Here is a 21,042-nt window from a genome sequence, read left to right as displayed (position 1 = left end):
GCGAAAAGAAACCTGTTCATAAAGAAGTCCCACTAAACGTGCTCTTTCAAGGAAATGACCCGTGATCGCTCCAGCCAGGCACCCGCTCCATCGGGAACCCTCTCGATCACCTCCACCTGAACTTCACTGATTGCGACGACCTGCCCGTGATTGCGTCCCAAGTAGTCACCGACCATCAACCGATGCACCCCACCCGCACCGCGCAGCAGGGCAAACACCCCCGCCGCATTGGCAAGGGTGCCGACCATTTCGAACTGCTCAATATCGAAACCCTCGAGATAGGCCTTGCGGCGCGCCGGGTCGGACCCAAAGCGGTTCACGCCCTGATGAGCCACGACGGACGCCCTGGACTGAAAGGGGCTACGCAGCCCACCAGCGGCATAAACAAAAGAGGGGGACGTGCGGATTGACGGTGCGGCCTCGATCTCACCCGGCGCCTGCATGCGCATCCGCTGCATCTCAGCATCAAGATCACTGAAGTCATTGGCACCACAACCAAGCAAACCAGCGCACAGCCATCCGGCAATCAAGACGCGAGCGAACTTCATGACGACTCGCCTCGATCGCTGTAACGGTAAGTCCTGGCCTGGATGCTCATGCGCAAGCGCGAGCCGTTACCGGGCTCCAGCGGCTCTATCTCGAAGTCATGCAAGGTGATGATCCGCGGCAGACTGGCCACGCCACTGACGAAGGCGGCCAGATCATGATAAGCACCGCTGAGGGTGATCCGGATCGGCAGCTCCAGGTAAAACGGCCGAGGCACCTCGGGCTGCACCTTGAAGGCCTCGAACACCAGACCATTGCCCAAGCCGACACGAGTGATGTCTTCCAGCACGCCCGGTATTTCGCTGTCACTGGGCAATTGCCCCACCAACACCGCGAAGTCAGTCGCCATGACCTGCAACTGCTCTTGGTAGCGCTCAAGGTTGGCGCCCTGCAGCGCCTTGGCGGCGAACTGCTGCTTGAGCGCCACCTCCTCGGCCCGACGCTGATCGAGCTGCACCAAAGGAACCGCCAGGAACACTCCGTAACCAACCGCTAACACCAGCAGCGCCAGCAACAGCCCGACAGCGGCCTTGCCCATGGCCGGCAGCGCGCCGATGTTTTCTCTGTCCAGGCTAACCACTCCCAACCATGCCCACACGCTCATGGCGTCGCCCCCGTGAAAGGCGCCAAGACTTGGTGCACCGTCAGTTGAAACCCATAGGCCGACTCAGACGGGGAAGCCTCTGCGGCTTGAACCTCCGACAGGCTGGGGGCAGCGAACCAGGCGGAGGCCTGCAGATTACGCAGCAACGCCGACACCCGATGACTGGACTCGGCCACACCCCTGATGACCAGGGTTTGATCCACCAGGCTGACGCGCCTGAAATGCACCCCATCAGGCAGGGTGCGAACCAACTGATCGAAGATTCGGGCGCTGATCAGGCGGTTGTCCTTGAGCCCTTCGATCACCTGCATCCGCTCCAGCAACTGCTGACGCTGCGCCTTGACTTCATCGAGCCTGAGCAGCCGCTCATCGAGCCGGGTATGCTCCCGGGCCAGGTACTGGTTACGCGCCACTTGCCGCTCAATGGCGCTACCGATAAAACGCTCGGCAAGCAGGATGCTTCCGGCCGCCACCAACAGCAGCATGAGTAACGCCCTATAGAACTGCCGGCGGCGCTGCTCACGTCGCTCATCGCGCCAAGGCAGCAGGTTGATCAGAGCCATCAGTCAAAGCCTCTCAAGGCCAGCCCACAGGCGATCAACAACCCCGAAGCATCACGCTGTAACGCCTCGGCGTCGACCCGACCGCCCATGGACATCCCAACAAACGGGTCGGCAACCCTGACCTGCACGCCCAACTGCACCTCAACCAGAGGCGCCAAGCCCTGGAGCACCGCACTGTCACCCGCCAGCAGCAGGCAATCCAGCGGATGCGACTCAAGGGACTCGGCAAACAACTGCAACGCACGCGAGGCTTGTTGCAACAGCTCAGCCTCGTAGGGTTGCAACACGGCCTGGGAACAATCACCCGGAAAGCTTGCGAGAAGCGGGCCCTGAGGCACTACCTCCAGAGCGGACTGCGTCCGCTGAAACCCGCCAGTTACTTGCTCACGGCTATAGATGACGCGCCCATGGCGCAGCACGCTGAGGGTCGTGGTACTGGCGCAGATGTCCAGCACCCCCAGCGTCCGCAGCTCCGCTGCACCCGGCAGAGACTGGAGCAACAGATGACAGCTGCGCTCCAGCGCCAACGTCTCGATATCCACCAGACGAGCCGTCAGCCCAGCCAAACCCAACACCGCCTCACGGGCCTCGACATGCTCGATGCGGCAAGCCGCCAGCAGCACCTCGACCCGCTGAGGGTTGCCCGGAAAGGGGCCCTGGACCGCGAAGTCCAAGGCCACGTCTTCCAAGGGATAGGGAACGTATTGAGCCGCTTCGACCCTGACCTGGCTTTCCAGGGCGTCATCATCCAGGTCGGCGGGCATCTCAATCCGTTTGCTGATGACGGCAGACCCGGCCACCGCCGCTGCCGCGCGTCTCTGGGTGGAAGTACTTTTAAGCAGGGCCCGGGTCAGGGCGGCACCTACGACCTCAAGCTCGACAATGCGCTGTTCGATTACCGCGCCGGACGGCAACGCCTCCACTGCGTAGGCCTCGACCCGAAAGCCCTGGCCGCTGCGGCTCAGTTCAAGCAGCTTGACCGAGGCGGAACCAATATCGACTCCCAGCAGGGAACTCGACTTTTTACCGATGAGTCCAAGCACCACTATTTCCCCATGTCTATCCGTGACTTACGGGTAACTCAATGCCCATTGCACCTAGCGTTGCGCCTTGAGACCCGGGCAACTGACGCCTTCGGCGGAAAAATGCTTATAATGCCCAGCGTTTTTTTCCGCTTTTACCTGCTGCGTGGGTCGATCCCTGATTACCGTGAATCCCCTGACGCCTAATTCATTCCCTGCCCTGGAAATCCAAAAGCCTTGATTCGTCTGCTGAAGTTTTTCGGATGGTCCATCGTCGCTGTGTTCTGCGGGCTGCTCCTCGCTCTGAGCGGCGCGTATCTCTATCTTAGTCCTGGCCTTCCTTCGGTAGAGGCCCTTAGAAGTATCCAGTTGCAGATCCCCCTGCGGGTCTACAGCAGCGACAACAAGTTGATCGCAGAATTTGGTGAAATGCGCCGAAATCCCATACTTTTCGCGGACATTCCCCCCAACTTCATTAATGCGTTACTAAGTGCTGAAGACGATAACTTCGCCAACCATTACGGCGTCGATCCCAGCAGCCTGATGCGTGCCGCGACCCAATTGGTCAAGAGCGGGCACATTCAATCCGGCGGCAGTACCATCACCATGCAGGTTGCGAAGAACTTCTTCCTGACCAGCGAGCGCAGCTTCTCGCGCAAGGCCACCGAAATCCTCCTGGCGCTGCAGATTGAACGGCAGCTGACCAAGGACGAAATCCTCGAGCTCTACGTCAACAAGATCTACCTGGGTAACCGCGCCTACGGCATTGAGGCGGCGTCCCAGGTGTATTACGGCAAGTCGATTCGCGAGGCCAGCCTGGCCCAGATGGCAATGATTGCCGGCCTGCCCAAGGCCCCGTCGCGCTTCAACCCCCTGGCTAACCCTGCACGCAGCAAGGAGCGTCGCGACTGGATCCTCGGGCGCATGTACAAGCTCGGCAAGATCGACGAAGCGGCCTACACCACCGCAATCAATGAACCGCTCAACGCCAGCTATCACGTACCGACCCCGGAAGTGAACGCGCCGTACATCGCTGAAATGGCACGGGCAGAAATGGTCGGCCGTTATGGCAGCGATGCCTATACCGAAGGTTTCCGGGTCACCACCACGGTGCCGAGCGACCTCCAGGAAATGGCCAACACCGCCGTCCACGGCGGCTTGATGACCTATGACCAGCGCCACGGCTACCGCGGGCCGGAATCGCGCTTGCCGGGCAAGACCCAGGCCGCCTGGACCCAGGAGCTGACCAAGCAACGCAGCATCAGCGGCCTTGATCCGGCCATCGTCACCCAGGTGGACAAAAACGGCCTGCAGGTGCTGACCCGCACCGGCGAGGAACACGTGGCCTGGGACAGCATGAAATGGGCCCGGCCGTTCCTTAACACCAACAGCATGGGCGCCGCGCCACGACAGCCATCCGACGTCGCCCAGGTCGGCGATCTGATTCGCGTGCAACGCCAGGCAGACAACTCCCTGAAGTTCAGCCAGATCCCACAGGCCCAGGGCGCATTGGTGTCCCTGGACCCACAGAACGGTGCCATCCGCGCCCTGGTCGGCGCTTCGCCTTCGAGCAAAGCAACTACAACCGCGCCGTGCAGGCCAAGCGCCAGCCCGGTTCCAGCTTCAAGCCGTTTATCTACAGCGCCGCCCTGGACAACGGCTACACGCCAGCCAGCTTGGTGAACGATGCGCCGATCGTGTTCGTCGACGAATACCTGGACAAGGTCTGGCGTCCGAAGAACGACACCAACACCTTCCTCGGCCCAATCCGCATGCGGGAAGCGCTGTACAAGTCGCGTAACCTGGTGTCGATCCGCCTGCTGCAGAGCCTGGGGATCGATCGCACCATCGACTACATCAGCAAATTCGGTTTCAACAAGCAGGACCTGCCGCGCAACCTGTCCCTGGCACTGGGCACCGCAACGCTGACACCAATGGAAATTGCCACCGGCTGGAGCACCTTCGCCAACGGTGGCTACAAGATCACCCCGTACATCATCGACAAGATCGAAAGCCGTAACGGCGAGAACCTGTTCACTGCCAACCCGCCTAGCGTGCCCGGCGGCACCAGCGCCAGCAGCGGCATTGCCGCGCCGAGCGAGCAGGGCTTCACGGTCAACAGCCTGCCAGGTGAAACCGCAGCACAGCCGGCGGTACAGGCGCCAGCCGTCGCCGAACGGATCATCGACGGTCGCACCACCTACATCCTCAACAGCATGCTTCAGGACGTGATCAAGCTGGGGACCGGGCGCCGCGCCCTGGCCCTGGGCCGCACGGACCTCGCCGGCAAGACCGGGACCACCAACGAATCCAAGGATGCCTGGTTCTCCGGCTATAACGCGGACTACATGACCACCGTATGGACCGGTTTCGACCAACCGGAAAGCCTCGGTCGCCGTGAATTCGGCGGCACCGTAGCACTGCCGATCTGGATGAACTACATGGGTGCAGCCCTCAAGGGCAAGCCGCCCCACACCCAGGCCGAGCCGGAAGGCATCCTCAGCCTGCGCGTAGACCCGGTCAGCGGTCGAGCGGCAACGCCGGGCACGCCGAATGCGTACTTCGAACTGTTCAAGAGCGAAGACACGCCTCCGTCGGTCAATGAGCTGGGCAATGGCAGCGCGCCAGGCAGCCCGCTGCCGGCCGACGAAGCAGCCCCGATCGATTTGTTTTAGGGGCAAAGAGCAGCTTCAAGCGGTAAGCGGTAAAACGCCCTCACTTGCAGCTAGCAGCTTGCCACTTGAAACGCCCCCATAAAAAAACCCGGCTCAAAGGCCGGGTTTTTTATGGGCTGCTATTAACCGTTAAACACGTCATCCACATCTTTCAGTGGGTAGTTCTTCGGATATGGCAGGGTAGCCACGCCAGTCTCGATGGCGGCTTTGGCCACGGCATCGGAGATCAGGGTGATCAGGCGCTTGTCCATTGGCTTCGGGATGATGTACTCACGACCGAATTCCAGCTTGATGCCACCGTAGGCGTCGCACACTTCCTGAGGCACTGGCAGTTTGGCCAGTTCACGCAGGGCGTTGGCCGCGGCGATCTTCATTTCTTCGTTGATGCGCTTGGCGCGAACGTCCAGGGCACCACGGAAGATGAACGGGAAGCCCAGTACGTTGTTGACCTGGTTCGGGTAGTCGGAACGACCGGTCGCCATGATCACGTCATCACGAGTGGCGTGAGCCAGCTCTGGCGAGATTTCCGGATCAGGGTTCGAGCACGCGAACACGATCGGGTTTGGCGCCATGGACTTCAGGCCTTCAGCGCTCAGCAGGTTCGGGCCCGACAAGCCGACGAATACGTCAGCGCCTTGCAGGGCGTCAGCCAGGGTGCGCTTGTCAGTCGCGTGAGCGAAGACGGCTTTGTACTGGTTCAGGTCGTCACGATCGGAGTGGATCACGCCGGTACGGTCAACCATGAAGATGTTTTCGATCTGGGCACCCATGCTCACCAGCAACTTCATGCAGGAGATGGCCGCTGCACCCGCACCCAGGCAAACGATCTTGGCGTCAGCCAGGGTCTTGCCGGCGATTTCCAGGGCGTTGATCATGCCGGCCGCGGTCACGATAGCGGTGCCGTGCTGGTCATCGTGGAACACTGGAATGTCGCACTGCTCAATCAGAGCGCGTTCGATCTCAAAGCACTCAGGTGCCTTGATGTCTTCCAGGTTGATGCCACCGAAGGTGATGGAGATACGCTTGACGGTGTCGATGAAGGCCTGCGGGCTTTCGGAGTCGACTTCGATGTCGAACACGTCGATGCCGGCGAAGCGCTTGAACAGCACGCCCTTGCCTTCCATGACGGGCTTGGAAGCCAATGGACCCAGGTTACCCAGGCCGAGAATCGCGGTGCCATCGGAAATGACTGCAACCAGGTTGCCTTTGCCGGTGTATTTGTAGGCCAGTTCAGGGTCGCGGGCGATTTCGCGGACTGGTTCGGCTACGCCGGGGCTGTAGGCCAGCGACAGATCGCGTGCGGTAGCAGTGGCCTTGGTGAGCTCGACACTCAGCTTTCCTGGACGAGGATGGGCATGATATTCGAGAGCGGCAGTTTTCAAATCAGACATGTGGGCATTCCGCTTTTTACTGTTGGACAGACGGACCGCCGAGGATACGCGTGTCGCAAAGTCCCTACAAGACTGACCAGTCACCCCTGTCAAGGGCCCTGGCGTAAGACTTTGGGCCAAGAGGCACGGAACACAAGGGCTCAACTGTTCACAATCCAGCAAAAAAATGTCTACAATTTTTTGTTTATCGGATGATTCTGAGCATAGAAGACGACGATATCGACAGCATCCAGCGTGACGTGGCCGATTTTCCACCCGCGCCGGGCAAACGCTCCCGCACCCAGCCCCGCACTTCGATTCTGCGCCCCTGGAGCCCCTTGAGCGTGGCAACGTCGAACTGCTTCAGCGCATTGGGTGCAATACGCACGACAAGTGAGCCCGGCAACTCGAGCCAAACCCCGCCACGATTGCGCTGCACCTTGCGCACTCGACCACCTACCAGCGCAAAGCCCGACGCCTTGACGTGCTGCGTTGCCAGCACCGGCGAACGACGCCAGAGCCCCCGCGCGGCAGCTCGTGCGCGATGTTCAGCCTGTTGCTGGCAAGCCATCAGCTCGACGTTCGGTGCTATGGCAATCTGAAACGCCAGGCCTTCAGCCAGCAATTGCGCGGCGAAATTATTGCCGCCCGGCCCATAGACGTGGGCCAGGGTCCGCCCATAACGGTCCTGGCGCTCACGCCCCAACTGCAACCCCACACGCCCGCCACTGGCCTTGACCAGAGCCTGCAAGCGTTGGCGGGCAGCGACGGCAAAGGGCTCGGCCGGCACACCTCGCCTGCCCAGCTCAGGCGCATTCAGGCCGATCAAACGGACACTGCGGCCATCCTTGAGGCGCAAGGTGTCGCCATCCACCACCCGCTGCACCTGCACCGGACTCAGCGGTCCCGGCTTCGGGCAAAACGCCTCGGCCCTTGTAAGGCAAATCGCAGACACAAAAAAGGCGCCCACCAGGGACGCCTTTTTGATCAGCGAGGAAAGTCTGTATCGGCTTTCCAGAACGATCAGCCTTAGGCCTTTTTCGTTGCGCCGAAAGCACCGAAGCGCGACTTGAACTTGTCGACACGGCCGCCAACGTCCAGGGTCTTTTGCTTACCGGTGTAGAACGGGTGGCACTCGTTGCACACGTCCAGGCTCAGAGGCTTGGCCAGGGTGGAGCGAGTTTCGATGACGTTACCGCAGCTGCAAGTAGCGGTAATGGCTTCGTATACTGGATGGATATCGGCTTTCATGGTGTCTTCCTCAGGCTAGCGTGCCGCCACCCAACACTATTGTTGAATACCGCACGAATTAGGGCGCGAATTCTACCAGACCGTGTCAATCACGCAAGCTGTCCCTTACACCGACCGTCTGCTAGGCTCCGGGCCTTCTTTACCGCCTGTTCATTGAGATTTCCCCGCGTGCCCGACGCCATTCTGCGCCTCGCCCTGCCCTCGCCTCTGCGTCGCCTGTTCGACTACCGCGCTCCAGTTGGGGTCTTGCGCGCCCAGTTGCACCCAGGGATGCGCCTGCGCGTGCCTTTCGGCCGCCGCGAGATGATCGGCATTCTGGTGGAGGTTGCCGACCACAGCGAAGTCCCGGCGGAAAAGCTCAAGCCGGCCCTGGCCCTGCTAGATGCCACGCCGCCCCTGCCGCCCGCGCTGTTCAAGCTGTGCCTGTGGACGTCCCAGTATTACCAGCACAGCCTCGGCGACACCCTGAGCTGGGCATTGCCCGTGCTGCTGCGCCAGGGCGAGTTGGCCGAAGCCCGTCAGGAACGCTTCTGGTCGGTGACGCCGGGCGCCAAGCTCGACGACCCGCGTATCGCCCGCGCGCCTCGGCAACGGGAAGCCCTGGCGACCCTGGCCCAGCACCCCCACGGCGTGGCTCACCAGTTGCTGAGTAAGCTGATGCTGAGCAAAGACAGCCTCGACCTGCTGCTGGCCAAAGACCTGGTGCAAGTGGAAATTCGCCGCCACGCCCCAAGCGGGCGCCACGAGCATTGGCTGGCGCAACCGGAACTGCCCCTCAACAGCGAACAACGCGCAGCGTACGAGGCCATCCGCTCGGGCTTCGACAGCTACCACGCCTTCCTCCTGGCCGGGGTCACCGGCAGCGGCAAGACCGAGGTGTATCTGCAACTGATCCGCGAAACCCTCGAAGCCGGCAAGCAGGCCCTGGTGCTGATCCCCGAGATCAACCTCGGCCCGCAAACCCTGGCCCGCTTCGAGCAGCGCTTCAACGCACGCATCGCCCTGGTGCATTCGGCGGTCAATGATCGGGAGCGTCTCGACGCCTGGTTGGCAGCCCGGGACGGCGAGGCCGATATCATTATCGGCACCCGCTCGGCGCTGTTCACGCCGATGAAGAATCCCGGGCTGATCATCATCGATGAAGAACACGACGGCTCTTATAAACAGCAGGAAGGCCTGCGCTACCACGCACGCGACCTGGCTCTGGTGCGGGCGCGCCAGGAGAACATCCCCATCGTCCTCGGCTCGGCCACGCCGTCCCTGGAAAGCCTGCACAACGCTTACACCGGCCGTTACGGCCTGCTGCGCCTGAACGAACGGGCCGGCGGCGCCAAGCAGCCGCGATTCCTGCGCCTGGACGTCAAAAGCCGGCCCCTGGACAGCGGCATCTCCGGCCCGATGCAGCAAGCCATCGGCCAGACCCTGGCCGCCAGGCAACAGGTCCTGGTGTTTCTCAACCGCCGCGGCTTTGCCCCGACCCTGCTGTGCCATGACTGTGGCTGGATGTCCGAGTGCAACCGCTGCGACGCCCGCATGACCGTGCACCAGCGCTCCGGCGAACTGCGTTGCCACCACTGCGGCCACGTGGAGCGCGTGCCTCGGCACTGCCCGCAATGCGGCAAGGTCGACCTGCGCCCCGTGGGGGCCGGCACCGAACGCGCCGAAGAGCGCCTGGGCATCCTGTTTCCCGACTACCCGGTACTGCGGGTCGACCGCGACAGCACATCGCGCAAGGACGCGATGAACCAGCTGTTCGCTACCATCCAGAAAGGCCAGCCGTGCATCCTGGTCGGCACCCAGATGCTCGCCAAAGGTCATCACTTCCCCCGGGTCACCCTGGTGTCGATCCTGGATGCCGACGGTGGCCTGTTCTCCGGCGACTTCCGCGCCAGCGAGCGCATGGCCCAACTGATCGTCCAGGTGGCCGGCCGCGCCGGGCGCGCGGAAGAGCCGGGCAAAGTGATCATCCAGACCCACCTGGCCGACCACCCGCTGCTGGTGCAACTCACCGAACAGGGTTATTTCGCCTTTGCCGAGCAAGCCCTGAGCGAGCGACGCGCTGCTGGCCTGCCGCCCTTTGCCCATTTGGCACTGCTGCGGGCCGAAGCCCACAAGCCGGGCCAGGCCGAGGCCTTTCTCGATGAAGCCTGCAGTGAAGCCGAGCGGTTATTGACCGAGCAAAACCTGGGCGGCATCGAATTGCTGGGGCCGGTGCCCGCACCGATGGAGCGTCGCGCCGGGCGCTATCGCGCTCAATTGTTGCTGCAAGCCAATGCCCGGGCGCCCCTGCACAGGCTGCTGAGCAACTGGCTGCTGGTGCTGGAACAGATGCCCAGCGGGCGCCAGGTGCGCTGGTCGCTGGATGTGGACCCAGTGGATTTGTATTGATTGCCTGGGTGCTTCCCGGGCCAGCCCACGAAGATGATCGAATAGCCACCGCATATCCATAAGCGGCCCGCCAAGGTTGGCAAGCCCGTTCCGGCAACGGATAATGCCCAGTTTTTCCACCTGCGCATCGAAGCGCCGCCGCGCCTGCGGTCGAAAGAGAAGACCATGAAAGACACCATTCGCCAGCTCATCCAGCAAGCCATCACCCAACTCGTCGCCGAAGGTGTGTTGCCAGAAGGCCTGACGCCGGCGATCCAGGTAGAAAACACCCGCGACAAGACCCACGGCGACTTCGCCAGCAACATCGCCATGATGCTGGCCAAGCCTGCCGGCATGAAACCACGGGACCTGGCCGAAAAAATCATCGCCGCCCTGCCCGCTGACGACAACGTGACCAAGGCAGAAATCGCCGGCCCGGGTTTTATCAATTTCTTCCAGAACACCCAGGCCCTGGCCAGCCGCCTGGACGCCGCCCTGGCCGACGCCCATATCGGCGTGCGCAAGTCCGGCCCGGCCCAACGCACCGTGGTCGACCTGTCGGCCCCCAACCTGGCCAAGGAAATGCACGTTGGCCACCTGCGCTCGACCATCATCGGTGACGGCGTGGCGCGGGTCCTGGAGTTTCTCGGCGACACCGTGATCCGCCAGAACCACGTGGGCGACTGGGGCACGCAGTTCGGCATGCTGATGGCCTACCTGCAGGAAAACCCCATCACCAGCGAAGAACTCTCGGACCTGGAGAACTTTTACCGTGCCGCCAAGCAACGCTTCGACGAATCCGAAGAGTTCGCCGATCGCGCCCGCGGCCTGGTGGTCAAGCTGCAAGCCGGCGACCCGGATTGCCTGGCGCTGTGGACCAAGTTCAAGGACATCTCGCTGTCCCACTGCCAGAAAATCTACGAGCTGCTGAACGTCAAGCTGACCATGGCCGACGTGATGGGCGAAAGCGCCTACAACGACGACCTGATCAATGTGGTCAACGACCTCAAGGCCAAGGGCATGCTGGTGGAAAGCAACGGCGCCCAATGCGTATTCCTCGACGAGTTCAAGAACGCTGAAGGCGAGCCGCTGCCGGTGATCATCGTCAAGGCGGACGGTGGCTATCTGTACGCCACCACCGACCTCGCTGCCGTGCGCTACCGCAGCAACGTGCTCAAGGCCGATCGCGCCCTGTACTTCGTCGACCAGCGCCAGGCCCTGCACTTCCAGCAAGTGTTCGCCGTGGCTCGCCAGGCCGGCTTCGTGACCCATCCGATGGAAATGGAGCACATGGGCTTCGGCACCATGAATGGCGCCGACGGCCGTCCGTTCAAGACCCGCGACGGCGGCACCGTGAAGCTGATCGACCTGCTGACCGAAGCCCGCGAACGCGCCTATACCCTGGTCAAGGACAAGAACCCGGACGTGGCCGAAACCGAACTGCGCGCCATCGCCCACGCGGTAGGGATCGGCGCGGTCAAGTACGCCGACCTGTCCAAGCACCGCACCAGCGACTACAGCTTCAACTTCGACCTGATGCTGAACTTCGACGGCAACACTGCGCCGTACCTGCTCTACGCCTACACCCGGGTGGCCAGTGTGTTCCGCAAACTGGGCAAGGACTTCAGCGAAGTCGAAGGGCAGATCGTGCTCGAAGCGGCCCACGAACAGGAACTGGCCACCAAGCTGGCGCAGTTCGGCGAAGTGCTCAACAGCGTGGCCGACAAGGGCACACCGCACATCCTCTGCACCTACCTGTACGACGTGGCCGGGCTGTTCTCCAGCTTCTACGAAAACTGCCCGATCATCAGTGCCGACACTCCGGCCCAGATGCAGAGCCGCTTGCGCCTGGCGGCCCTGACCGGTCGCACCCTCAAGCAAGGCCTGGAACTCTTGGGCCTGGAAACTCTGGAGCGCATGTAAGTTGGCTGCCAAGAAAAAACCTGCACCCAAGCGTGGCGCCAGCCGGTACCAAGCCCCAGCCAAACAACCGATTCCGGGTTGGCTGTGGCTCGCCATCGGCCTGACCGTCGGCGCCTTTATCGTGTTCCTGATGAAGCTGGAGCCGGGCAAAGGCAGCGACAGCGTCAAGCGCGAGAAGATCGAGCAGCAGAAAGCCAGCAAGATCGCCGAGGCCAACAAGACCCCGCCAAGCCCGCAGCAACCAGTGAAGCCCAAGTACGACTTCTACACCTTGCTGCCGGAATCGGAGGTCATCGTGCCGCCAGAAGCCGTGCCGGAAAAAACCCTGCCGACGCCCCAGGTGCCTGACGTTCCCACCACGCCCGTGACCCCAGCCGAAGCGGCGAAGATCGACACGGCCCGAGCCCAGGCAGCCCTGGCTGGCATCACGCCGCCGCCAGCGCCCCCCGTGGCCAAGGCGGCACCGGTGACCAAGTTCTTCCTCCAGGCCGGCTCGTTCCGCAAGGAAGCCGATGCCGACAAGGTAAGAGCGCAGATCATTCTGCTGGGGCAATCGGTGTCGGTGGAATCCGGCACGGTGAAGGACGAAACCTGGTACCGGGTATTGGTCGGTCCGTTCAGCAACCGCGAACAACTGACCGTGGCCCAGAAGCAACTGTCAGGCGCCGGCTTCAGCAATCTGTTGTTACAACAGCGTCAAAGCCGCTGAGCCCAAGGCCGCGCGGTTGATCGCGGGCCAGCGCTCCTACACAACGCCTTGTAGGAGCGGCTGGCCCGCGACGTCCTTGCCCCACCCCTCCTGAAAATACCGCTGGTCCCTGAAAACGCCCCCCGGTTGAAAAACCTCTCGCCACCCCCATATGAGTTTCCATCAGGGCATTTTCGCCCCGCTGCGTGGAGACACCCCCTTGACCACCATCGTTTCAGTTCGTCGCCACGGCAAAGTCGTCATGGGCGGCGACGGCCAGGTTTCTCTCGGCAACACCGTGATGAAAGGCAACGCGAAAAAAGTTCGCCGCCTGTACCACGGCCAAGTGATCGCCGGCTTTGCCGGGGCCACTGCCGACGCTTTCACCCTCTTCGAACGCTTTGAAGGCCAACTGGAAAAACACCAGGGCCACTTGGTTCGCGCCGCCGTCGAACTGGCCAAAGAATGGCGTACCGACCGCTCCCTGAGCCGCCTCGAAGCCATGCTTGCCGTGGCCAACAAAGACGCCTCCCTGATCATCACTGGCAACGGTGACGTGGTTGAGCCCGAAGACGGCCTGATCGCCATGGGTTCCGGTGGCGCTTACGCCCAGGCCGCCGCCAGCGCCCTGCTGAAAAAAACCGACTTGTCGGCCCGGGAAATCGTCGAGACCGCCCTGGGCATCGCCGGCGACATCTGTGTATTCACCAACCACACCCAAACCATTGAGGAGCAGGATCTCGCGGAATAAGCCTGTTTCGGCGCCAGGGTTTATTTCCCCTGCGCCACGGCATTCATTCTTGCTTGAGGACCGCCAACTACTATGTCCATGACTCCCCGCGAAATCGTCCACGAACTCAACCGCCACATCATCGGCCAGGACGATGCCAAGCGCGCCGTCGCTATCGCCCTGCGCAACCGCTGGCGCCGCATGCAGCTGCCAGCTGAGCTGCGTGTTGAAGTCACCCCCAAGAACATCCTGATGATCGGCCCTACCGGCGTCGGCAAGACTGAAATTGCCCGCCGCCTGGCCAAGTTGGCCAACGCTCCGTTCATCAAGGTCGAAGCGACCAAGTTCACCGAAGTCGGCTATGTCGGCCGTGACGTGGAATCGATCATCCGTGATCTGGCCGACGCGGCCATGAAGCTGCTGCGCGAACAGGAAATGGTCAAGGTTCGCCACCGCGCCGAAGACGCCGCCGAAGAGCGCATCCTCGATGCCCTACTGCCACCAGCACGCATGGGCTTCAACAACGACGAAGCCCCTTCCCAGGATTCCAACACCCGCCAACTGTTCCGCAAGCGCCTGCGTGAAGGCCAGTTGGACGACAAAGAGATCGAAATCGAAGTCGCGGAAGTCAGCGGCGTCGACATCTCCGCGCCACCGGGCATGGAAGAAATGACCAACCAGCTGCAAAGCCTGTTTGCCAACATGGGCAAGGGCAAGCGCAAGAGCCGCAAACTCAAGGTCAAGGAAGCGCTGAAACTGGTGCGCGACGAAGAGGCCAGCCGCCTGGTCAACGACGAAGAACTCAAGGCCAAGGCCCTGGAGGCCGTTGAGCAGCACGGCATCGTGTTCATCGACGAAATCGACAAAGTGGCCAAGCGCGGTAACGCCGGTGGTGTCGATGTGTCCCGCGAAGGCGTGCAGCGCGACCTGCTGCCGCTGATCGAAGGCTGCACCGTCAACACCAAGCTGGGCATGGTCAAGACCGACCACATCCTGTTCATCGCCTCCGGTGCTTTCCATCTGAGCAAACCGAGCGACCTGGTGCCCGAGCTGCAAGGCCGCCTGCCGATCCGCGTCGAACTCAAGGCACTCTCGCCGGAAGACTTCGAGCGCATCCTCAGCGAGCCCCACGCGTCCCTGACCGAGCAGTACCGCGAGCTGCTGAAAACCGAAGGCCTGGCCATCGAGTTCATGCCGGACGGTATCAAGCGCCTGGCGCAGATCGCCTGGCAGGTCAACGAGAAGACCGAGAACATCGGTGCCCGTCGCCTGCACACCCTGCTTGAGCGCCTGTTGGAAGAGGTGTCGTTCAGCGCTGGCGACCTGGCCAGCGCCCACAGCGAAGAGCCGATCCGCATCGACGCCGACTACGTCAACAGCCACCTCGGCGAACTGGCAGAGAACGAAGACCTGTCGCGGTACATTTTGTAAGCGGCACATTTGAAGCGCCAAGCTGCAAGCAGGAGCCGCTCCTCTTGCAGCTTGAAGCTTGCAGCTCCCCACCTGTAATCTGCTGCGATGACCAGACTCCCTACTGCCATCAACCTGCACAAAGCCTCGAAAACCCTGACGCTGACTTATGCGCCGGACGAGGTCTATCACCTGCCTGCCGAATTCCTGCGGGTGCATTCTCCTTCCGCCGAGGTCCAGGGCCACGGCAAACCCATCCTGCAATTTGGCAAGATCGGCGTCGGCCTGAGCAAGGTGGAACCGGCCGGTCAGTACGCACTGAAATTGACCTTCGATGATGGCCACGACAGCGGCCTCTTCACCTGGGACTATTTGTACCAGCTGGCCTTACGCCAGGACGCGCTCTGGCAGGACTATCTCGACGAACTCAAAGCCGCCGGAAAATCCCGCGACCCCAACGAGTCCGTGGTCAAACTGATGCTCTAGCTCAAGGCTCGGACCCTTTAGAGCGCATTTTCTAATTCCATCTGCTTGAATGCTCCGCTGCACAGCCAACGATTGGCCTGCTTGCGAAAAAAATTAAACTCGGGTAACCAATGGAGCTGGCAAGTTCCCTGCAATGCTTTCTGAACTAAAAGCAGCGATGCGGAATTAACGGTTACCCGAGCAGTAGTACCTGGCATTGCGCTGTGTCACTACACAGCAGGTCCGGTACTCGTCTCAGGACAATGGAGCGTCGTAGATGAGTAACAAGAATAACGATGACCTGAAAAATCAAGCCTCGGAAAACACCCTGGGGCTCAATCCGGTCATTGGCTTGCGTCGAAAGGATCTGCTGACTTCTGCTCGAATGGTGCTGACCCAGGCCATCAAACAACCCATCCATAGCGTCAAGCACGTGGCTCACTTCGGCGTCGAGCTGAAGAACGTGATCTTCGGCAAATCGACCCTCCAGCCAGAAAGCGACGACCGCCGTTTCAACGACCCGGCCTGGAGCCAGAACCCGCTCTACAAACGCTACCTGCAAACCTACCTGGCGTGGCGCAAGGAGCTCCACGACTGGATCGACGACAGCAGCCTGTCTGCCCAGGACATCAGCCGCGGCCACTTCGTGATCAACCTGATGACCGAAGCCATGGCCCCGACCAACAGCGCAGCCAACCCCGCTGCGGTCAAACGCTTCTTCGAAACCGGTGGCAAGAGCCTGCTGGACGGCCTCTCCCATATGGCCAAGGACTTGGTGCACAACGGCGGCATGCCCAGCCAAGTCAACATGGATGCGTTCGAAGTCGGCAAGAACCTCGGCACCAGCGAGGGCGCCGTGGTGTTCCGCAATGACGTACTGGAGCTGATCCAGTACCGCCCCATCACCGAACAGGTGTACGAGCGCCCCCTGCTGGTGGTACCGCCACAGATCAACAAATTCTACGTTTTCGACCTCAGCCCGGATAAAAGCCTGGCGCGCTTCTGCCTGCGCAACAACGTGCAGACCTTTATCGTCAGTTGGCGCAACCCGACCAAGGCTCAGCGCGAGTGGGGCCTGTCCACCTACATCGAAGCCCTCAAGGAAGCGGTCGACGTGGTCACCGCGATCACCGGCAGCAAAGACGTGAACATGCTCGGCGCCTGCTCCGGCGGCATCACCTGCACCGCGCTGCTGGGCCACTACGCGGCGCTGGGAGAGAAGAAGGTCAACGCCCTGACCCTGCTGGTCAGCGTGCTGGACACCACCCTGGATACCCAGGTCGCGCTGTTCGTCGACGAGCAGACCCTGGAAGCGGCCAAGCGCCATTCCTATCAGGCTGGCGTCCTGGAAGGCCGCGACATGGCCAAGGTGTTCGCCTGGATGCGCCCCAACGATTTGATCTGGAACTACTGGGTCAACAACTACCTGCTGGGCAACGAGCCGCCCGTGTTCGACATCCTGTTCTGGAACAACGACACCACCCGGCTGCCGGCGGCGTTCCACGGCGACCTGATCGAAATGTTCAAGAACAACCCACTGACCCGACCCAATGCACTGGAAGTGTGCGGCACGCCAATCGACCTCAAGCAGGTCACGGCCGACATCTTTTCCCTGGCCGGCACCAACGACCACATCACGCCGTGGAAGTCCTGCTACAAATCGGCTCAGCTGTTTGGTGGCAACGTGGAGTTCGTGCTGTCCAGCAGCGGCCATATCCAGAGCATCCTCAACCCGCCGGGCAATCCGAAATCCCGCTACATGACCAGCGAGGACATGCCGGCCAAGGCCGAAGATTGGCAAGAGAACTCCAGCAAGCACACCGACTCCTGGTGGCTGCACTGGCAGGCCTGGCAAGCGCAGCGTTCGGGGGATCTCAAACCTTCGCCAACCAGCCTGGGGAACAAGAAGCATGCGGCCGCCGAAGCGGCGCCAGGCACCTACGTACACGAACGCTGAGTCGTCGACCCAGCGCTCAACCAAGCGGCACAGGGCTGTGCCGCCAGCCCTTTTAGCGGAACGAGGCTTGGCCTCGAGTCATCCGGACGAAGCCCCCAGGGCTTTGCCGGCGGTTTAATTCACAGGGCTACGGCATGCCTCAACCTTTCATATTCCGCACCGTCGACCTGGATGGCCAAACCATCCGCACCGCAGTCCGGCCCGGTAAACCCCATTTGACGCCGCTGCTGATTTTCAACGGCATCGGCGCCAACCTGGAGTTGGTGTTCCCCTTTGTCCAGGCACTGGACCCCGACCTGGAGGTGATCGCCTTCGACGTCCCGGGGGTCGGCGGCTCATCCACTCCAAGCCGGCCGTATCGCTTCCCCGGCCTGGCCAAATTGACCGCGCGCATGCTCGACTACCTCGACTACGGTCAGGTCAATGTAGTGGGCGTGTCCTGGGGTGGCGCGCTGGCGCAGCAGTTTGCCTACGACTACCCTGAGCGCTGCAAGAAACTGGTGCTGGCCGCCACGGCTGCCGGCGCGTTTATGGTGCCGGGCAAACCCAAGGTGCTGATGTTGATGGCCAGCCCTCGGCGTTACATACAGCCCTCCCATGTGATCCGTATTGCGCCACTGATCTACGGCGCTCCTTTCGTCGCGATCCAAGCCTGGCCGCTGAACACGCGGCCAAGGTGCGTTCAGCCGGGAAGCTGGGCTACTACTGGCAACTGTTCGCCGGGATGGGCTGGACCAGTATCCACTGGCTGCACAAGATCCATCAGCCGACTCTGGTGCTGGCGGGCGACGATGACCCGCTGATTCCCCTGATCAATATGCGCTTGCTGGCCTGGCGAATTCCCAACGCCCAGCTACACATAATCGACGACGGCCATTTGTTCCTGATCACCCGGGCCGAGGCCGTCGCCCCCATCATCATGAAATTTCTTGAAGAAGAACGGCAGCGGGCAGTCATGCATCCGCATCCGGCACCGTTCGGCAAACACTGAGACAAAGGCGCCATCGACAGGACCGTCGCGCGCAAGAAGGGCCAGGACCGACTATGTTGTCTGTCTTGGATTGGCTGCTGGTGACTGGTTTGACGAAGGAGTGTGGACTCATGCGAGACAAACCTGCGGCGGGCTCGTTGCCCACCCCCGCTGCGTACATCAATGCGCAAAGCGCGATCACCGGTCTGCGCGGCCGGGATCTGTTCTCGACGCTGCGCAGCGTGGCCGCCCACAGCCTGCGCAACCCGCTGCACAGCGCACGTCACGCGCTGGCATTGGGTGGCCAGTTGGGTCGTGTGCTGCTGGGCGAGACCCTGCACAAGCACAACCCCGACGACAATCGCTTCGCCGACCCCACCTGGACCCTGAACCCGTTCTACCGACGTAGCCTGCAGGCCTACCTGAGCTGGCAAAAGCAAATCCGCAGTTGGATCGACGACAGCAGCATGAACAGCGATGACAAGGCCCGGGCGCATTTTGCCTTCGCCTTGCTCAACGATGCCGTGGCACCGTCCAACACCCTGCTCAACCCCCTGGCGATCAAGGAGCTCTTCAACTCCGGCGGCAACAGCGTGATTCGCGGGATGAGCCACTTGCTCGATGACCTGCTGCACAACAACGGCTTGCCGAGCCAGGTCACCAAGCACGCCTTTGAAGTGGGCCGTAACCTTGCCACCACCCCGGGTTCGGTGGTGTTTCGCAACGAGTTGCTGGAGCTGATCCAGTACAAGCCCATGAGTGAAAAGCAGTACGCCAAGCCCCTGCTGATCGTGCCGCCACAAATCAACAAGTACTACATCTTCGACCTCAGCCCGCCCAAGAGCTTCATCCAGTACGCCCTGAAGAACGGCCTGCAGGTGTTCATCATCAGTTGGCGCAACCCGGACATCAGGCACCGCGAATGGGGCCTGTCGAGCTACGTCGAGGCGGCTGAAGAAGCCATGAACGTCTGCCGGGCGATTACCGGCAGCCGTGAAGTGAATCTGGTCGGCGCCTGTGCCGGCGGCCTGACCATTGCCGCGCTGCAAGGCCATCTACAGGCCAAGCGCCAGTTGCGTCGAGTCGCCAGCGCCACCTACCTGGTCAGCCTGCTGGACAGCCAGATGGACAGCCCGGCCACCCTGTTCGCCGATGAGCAGACCCTGGAAGCCGCCAAACGCCGCTCCTACCAGCAGGGCGTGCTGGACGGTCGGGACATGGCCAAGGTCTTCGCCTGGATGCGGCCCAACGACCTGATCTGGAGCTACTGGGTCAACAACTACCTGCTGGGCAAAGAGCCACCGGCGTTCGACATCCTCTACTGGAACAACGACAACACCCGCCTGCCCGCCGCCCTGCACGGCGACCTGCTGGACTTCTTCAAGCACAACCCGTTGAGCCATCCCGGGGGCCTGGAAGTCTGCGGCACCCCGATCGACCTGCAGAAGGTCAATGTCGACAGCTTCCACGTCGCCGGGATCAACGATCACATCACGCCGTGGGACGCGGTCTACCGCTCGACCCTGTTGCTGGGCGGGGATCGACGCTTCGTGCTGTCCAACAGCGGGCATATCCAGAGCATTCTCAACCCGCCGGGCAACCCCAAGGCCAATTACGTGGACAACCCCAAACTCAGTAGCGACCCACGGGCCTGGTATTACGACGCCAAGCACATCGAGGGCAGTTGGTGGAGCCAGTGGCTGGGCTGGATTCAGGAGCACTCCGGCGCCCAGCGCGAAACCCTCACCACCCTGGGCAACCAGAATTATCCACCGATGGAAGCGCGCCCGGCACCTACGTGCGCGTGCGCTGACGCCCTCTCTGGCCCCACGGTTCCAAGGGAGCCGTGGCCGCAATGGACGACAAGAAGACCGGATGAAAACCCGCGACCGAATTCTCGAATGTGCCCTGCAGTTGTTCAACCACAAGGGCGAGCCCAACGTTTCCACCATGGAAATTGCCAACGAGATGGGCATCAGCCCCGGCAACCTGTACTACCACTTCCACGGCAAGGAGCCGTTGATCCTCGGGTTGTTCGAGCGCTTTCAGAATGAGCTGGCGCCGCTGCTGGATCCCCCCGCCGATGTGCTCCTGGCCGCGGAAGATTACTGGCTGTTCCTGCACCTGATCGTCGAGCGCCTGGCCCACTACCGCTTTCTGTTCCAGGACCTGTCCAACCTGGCCGGGCGCCTGCCGAAACTGGCCAAGGGCATCCGCAACCTACTCAATGCCCTGAAGCGCACCCTGGCGTCGTTGCTGGCCCGTCTCAAGGCCTCGGGGCAATTGGTCAGTGATACCCAGGCGCTGGGGCAACTGGTGGAGCAGATCACCATGACCCTGCTGTTCTCCCTGGACTACCAGCGGATTCTCGACCGGGAAGGCGAAGTGCGCCTGGTGGTCTACCAGATCATGATGCTGGTGGCCCCACACCTGTTGCCCGCCGCCAAACAGGCCACGGAACAGATGGCCCTGCGCTACCTGGAAGAACACGAATAATCAGC

At 61.9% G+C, this 21,042-nt stretch carries 16 protein-coding genes and 3 pseudogenes; 12 read left to right on the top strand and 7 right to left on the bottom strand.

Features of this window, described 5'->3' with window-relative positions:
* Positions 1-32 precede the first annotated feature (32 nt).
* Genes M1B35_RS21040 through pilM form a run of 4 tightly spaced genes read right to left on the bottom strand, consistent with a single transcriptional unit; the run spans position 33 to position 2,756 of the window.
* Entirely contained in the window at positions 33-548 is a 516-nt protein-coding gene (locus M1B35_RS21040; protein ID WP_268262949.1) for a pilus assembly protein PilP, read from the bottom strand.
* Complete coding sequence (locus M1B35_RS21035; protein ID WP_268262948.1) at positions 545-1,150, bottom strand: type IV pilus inner membrane component PilO; 606 nt, start codon at positions 1,148-1,150, stop codon at positions 545-547. Before M1B35_RS21035 ends, M1B35_RS21040 begins: the two co-directional genes overlap by 4 nt.
* Positions 1,147-1,713 carry a PilN domain-containing protein gene (locus M1B35_RS21030; RefSeq protein ID WP_268262947.1) on the bottom strand — a complete coding sequence of 189 codons (567 nt, stop codon included), beginning with the start codon at positions 1,711-1,713 and terminating at the stop codon, positions 1,147-1,149. The genes M1B35_RS21035 and M1B35_RS21030 overlap by 4 nt, the downstream gene beginning before the upstream one ends.
* The gene (gene pilM / locus M1B35_RS21025) at positions 1,713-2,756 is read right to left on the bottom strand and encodes a type IV pilus assembly protein PilM (protein WP_268262946.1); all 1,044 of its coding nucleotides are present in this window, start codon (positions 2,754-2,756) and stop codon (positions 1,713-1,715) included. The genes M1B35_RS21030 and pilM overlap by 1 nt, the downstream gene beginning before the upstream one ends.
* A 219-nt stretch (positions 2,757-2,975) precedes the next feature.
* On the opposite strand from pilM, the pseudogene M1B35_RS21020 reads away from it, so the two are divergent.
* Positions 2,976-5,410, top strand: a pseudogene (locus tag M1B35_RS21020) (penicillin-binding protein 1A).
* Positions 5,411-5,532: 122 nt separating this feature from the next.
* Here M1B35_RS21020 and M1B35_RS21015 read toward each other — a convergent pair.
* From M1B35_RS21015 to rpmE, 3 genes are all read right to left on the bottom strand, one after another.
* Positions 5,533-6,801, bottom strand: a complete 1,269-nt coding sequence (locus M1B35_RS21015) for a malic enzyme-like NAD(P)-binding protein (protein WP_123329343.1) — start codon at positions 6,799-6,801, stop codon at positions 5,533-5,535.
* A 184-nt stretch (positions 6,802-6,985) separates the two neighbouring features.
* Positions 6,986-7,768 carry a thermonuclease family protein gene (locus tag M1B35_RS21010; protein WP_123329340.1) on the bottom strand — a complete coding sequence of 261 codons (783 nt, stop codon included), beginning with the start codon at positions 7,766-7,768 and terminating at the stop codon, positions 6,986-6,988.
* Between the two features lie 41 nt (positions 7,769-7,809).
* Positions 7,810-8,031, bottom strand: a complete 222-nt coding sequence (rpmE, locus tag M1B35_RS21005; RefSeq protein ID WP_011058815.1) for a 50S ribosomal protein L31 — start codon at positions 8,029-8,031, stop codon at positions 7,810-7,812.
* A gap of 168 nt (positions 8,032-8,199) precedes the next feature.
* Here rpmE and M1B35_RS21000 point away from each other — a divergent pair, with 168 nt between their 5' ends.
* From M1B35_RS21000 to M1B35_RS20955, 11 genes and pseudogenes are all read left to right on the top strand, one after another.
* Positions 8,200-10,419: a primosomal protein N' gene (locus tag M1B35_RS21000; RefSeq protein WP_268262945.1), complete on the top strand. Its 2,220-nt coding sequence runs from the start codon at positions 8,200-8,202 to the stop codon at positions 10,417-10,419.
* A 165-nt stretch (positions 10,420-10,584) separates the two neighbouring features.
* Positions 10,585-12,321, top strand: a complete 1,737-nt coding sequence (gene argS / locus M1B35_RS20995; protein WP_268262944.1) for an arginine--tRNA ligase — start codon at positions 10,585-10,587, stop codon at positions 12,319-12,321.
* Between the two features lies 1 nt (position 12,322).
* Positions 12,323-13,030, top strand: a complete 708-nt coding sequence (locus M1B35_RS20990) for an SPOR domain-containing protein (RefSeq protein ID WP_268262943.1) — start codon at positions 12,323-12,325, stop codon at positions 13,028-13,030.
* Between the two features lie 199 nt (positions 13,031-13,229).
* Positions 13,230-13,760 carry an ATP-dependent protease subunit HslV gene (gene hslV / locus M1B35_RS20985; RefSeq protein WP_003186641.1) on the top strand — a complete coding sequence of 177 codons (531 nt, stop codon included), beginning with the start codon at positions 13,230-13,232 and terminating at the stop codon, positions 13,758-13,760.
* Between the two features lie 72 nt (positions 13,761-13,832).
* Positions 13,833-15,170 (top strand): ATP-dependent protease ATPase subunit HslU, encoded by a 1,338-nt coding sequence (gene hslU, locus M1B35_RS20980; RefSeq protein ID WP_123329332.1) that lies wholly within the window; start codon positions 13,833-13,835, stop codon positions 15,168-15,170.
* 87 nt (positions 15,171-15,257) lie between these two features.
* Positions 15,258-15,635, top strand: coding sequence for a gamma-butyrobetaine hydroxylase family protein (locus M1B35_RS20975; RefSeq protein ID WP_123329330.1), 378 nt, complete (start codon positions 15,258-15,260; stop codon positions 15,633-15,635).
* A gap of 256 nt (positions 15,636-15,891) precedes the next feature.
* Entirely contained in the window at positions 15,892-17,571 is a 1,680-nt protein-coding gene (phaC, locus tag M1B35_RS20970; RefSeq protein WP_123329328.1) for a class II poly(R)-hydroxyalkanoic acid synthase, read from the top strand.
* Positions 17,572-17,705: 134 nt separating this feature from the next.
* Positions 17,706-18,212 (top strand): annotated as a pseudogene (gene phaZ, locus M1B35_RS32060) (poly(3-hydroxyalkanoate) depolymerase); the annotation flags it as partial.
* Between the two features lie 35 nt (positions 18,213-18,247).
* Positions 18,248-18,562 carry an alpha/beta fold hydrolase gene (locus M1B35_RS32055; RefSeq protein WP_341870157.1) on the top strand — a complete coding sequence of 105 codons (315 nt, stop codon included), beginning with the start codon at positions 18,248-18,250 and terminating at the stop codon, positions 18,560-18,562.
* Between the two features lie 110 nt (positions 18,563-18,672).
* Positions 18,673-20,354 (top strand): annotated as a pseudogene (gene phaC / locus M1B35_RS20960) (class II poly(R)-hydroxyalkanoic acid synthase).
* A 62-nt stretch (positions 20,355-20,416) separates the two neighbouring features.
* Positions 20,417-21,037, top strand: coding sequence for a TetR/AcrR family transcriptional regulator (locus M1B35_RS20955; protein WP_123329322.1), 621 nt, complete (start codon positions 20,417-20,419; stop codon positions 21,035-21,037).
* Positions 21,038-21,042: the final 5 nt, after the last annotated feature.

The organism is Pseudomonas morbosilactucae, from assembly GCF_023241665.1.
Taxonomy (GTDB): Bacteria; Pseudomonadota; Gammaproteobacteria; order Pseudomonadales; family Pseudomonadaceae; genus Aquipseudomonas; species Aquipseudomonas morbosilactucae.
Note: the sequence above shows the minus strand (reverse complement) of the source record. Positions and strands in the feature narration are given on the sequence as shown.